General features: G+C 71.2%; 1 protein-coding gene and 1 pseudogene. Both read left to right on the forward strand.

The genetic code is table 11. From position 1 onward, the window contains the following. Positions 1-225 precede the first annotated feature (225 nt). On the forward strand, positions 226-591 hold the full coding sequence (locus tag E1262_RS30010) for a metallopeptidase family protein (protein WP_162606144.1): 366 nt from the start codon (positions 226-228) through the stop codon (positions 589-591). 383 nt (positions 592-974) lie between these two features. After that, positions 975-1,766, forward strand: a pseudogene (locus E1262_RS30015) (hypothetical protein); the annotation flags it as partial.

Here is a 1,766-nt window from a genome sequence, read left to right on the forward strand (position 1 = left end):
ACTTCGGATCAGCCACTTCCCGGACCCGCGAAACCGACGCTACAACCGAGCCCACCCTCCCGGAAGCCCGCAGCCAAGCAATCCCTCAAACGAGCCGGTTGACAACAGAGGGGAGCCGAAATGTCCGGTAGATACCCGCACAACTCCAAGATCAACGTGCGCCAGGAGTGGGAGCGGGCTGCGAGGCGGCGGCGCGCGACCGGCCGGCGGAAATACACTCGCGCCGTGGATGCCGATGCGATCGACCTCGACGAGTTCGAGGGCATGGTCACGCAGGCCCTGGAGGACTTGCCCGACTGGGTGCAGGAGGCCGTCGCGGGCATCGCGATCATGGTCGACGACGAGCCGCCGGCCGACTGGCACGGCCGCGGCCTGCTACTCGGCCAGTTCCACGGGGTGGCGCGGACGCGGATCGGCAGCCGGGTGCCGGGCAGCCTGCCCGACCGCATCGAGCTGTACCGCGTCCCGATCCTGAAGGTCAGCCGGACGGCGGACGACGTCGCCGCGCGGGTACGGAAAGTGCTGGGGCACGAGATCGGGCACGCGTTCGGCATCGCCGAGACGCGACTGCGGGAGCTCGGATGGTACTGACCGGTACTCTTCTGCAATTCACCCGAATCGGGACGTTCCACCCCGCTCGGCGGCTGCGGCCGGCCGCCGCGACGACGGCACAGCCGACCGAGTTTTCCCAGGCCAGACGCCTTGTGCCGCAACTTCTCGATGCTGTCTACCGTCCGAACGGACCACCTTCGTGGACTGAACTGACGAAATATGCCGAACTGCCTTTGCCGCCTCCACGCGCCTGAGTAGGGTTACGCAACTGGGGGGCGATCTGTAGCGGCTTCGTGCGAATTTCGCCAGATCTCCCTCCAGGGAACCAGAAGGGATCTCGGTCGATCAGCAGGGCTCGGCAAGAGAAGTCGACGGGACGCCGGCGTGGCCACGGAGCCAGGTCCAGCGGCCCCCGTTTCGGCGTGTCCCGGCCCTCCCGCGCCGCCTGGCTGTTCGACAAGGTCCGCCGCTACCCCGTCGTCATCGTCTGCGCGTTCGCGGCCACTCTCGGCATAACGCTCGGCAACATGCTCGTGCCGAGCATCGACAGCGCACTCGGCATCAGCCCGTTCCCGTCCACCGACCAGGTCATCGCCTCCCCCGGCGATGAGCCCGACCAGTCGTCCGGCAGCGCCGATCCCGGCGACGCGCCCACCGACGGCGACGGCGGCGACTCCGCCTCCCCGGACCCCGACGACGAGGGTGACGGCGGCAGCGGCGGCTCCGGCGGCGGCCAGTCCGAGGACGACGAGGACGGAGACGGCCGCGACCCGTCCGACGAGCCCGGCGCCGAGCCGGGCGACGGCGACGGCACCGGGTCCGGAGGGGGCTCCGGCGACCCGTCCGAGAACCCCGGCGCGACCGAGACCGACGGTCCCGGCGACACCCCGCAGGGCGGCGGCGACCCGTCCGACGAGCCCAGCGGCGACGCCACCGAGGTGCCCGGCACCGACTTCCCCACCGACGAGCCGTCCGGCCCGCCGTCCGACGACGATCCGACGGCCACCGACCAGCCGACCGTCGACAAGCCGACCGAGCAGCCGGCGACCGACGACGAGGAGCCGTCGGAGGACGAGGACGAGAACGACGGCATCTGCCTCGAGATCGACCTCTCGCCGCTGGAGCTGGCGCTCTGCCTGCTCGGCGGCGGCCAGGCCAGCCCGGCGCCGGTTCCGTACCTGCCGATGCCGACGCCGACGCCCACCCCCACGCCC

The sequence above is a fragment of the Jiangella aurantiaca genome (genome assembly GCF_004349105.1).
GTDB classification, from domain to species: Bacteria; Actinomycetota; Actinomycetes; order Jiangellales; family Jiangellaceae; genus Jiangella; species Jiangella aurantiaca.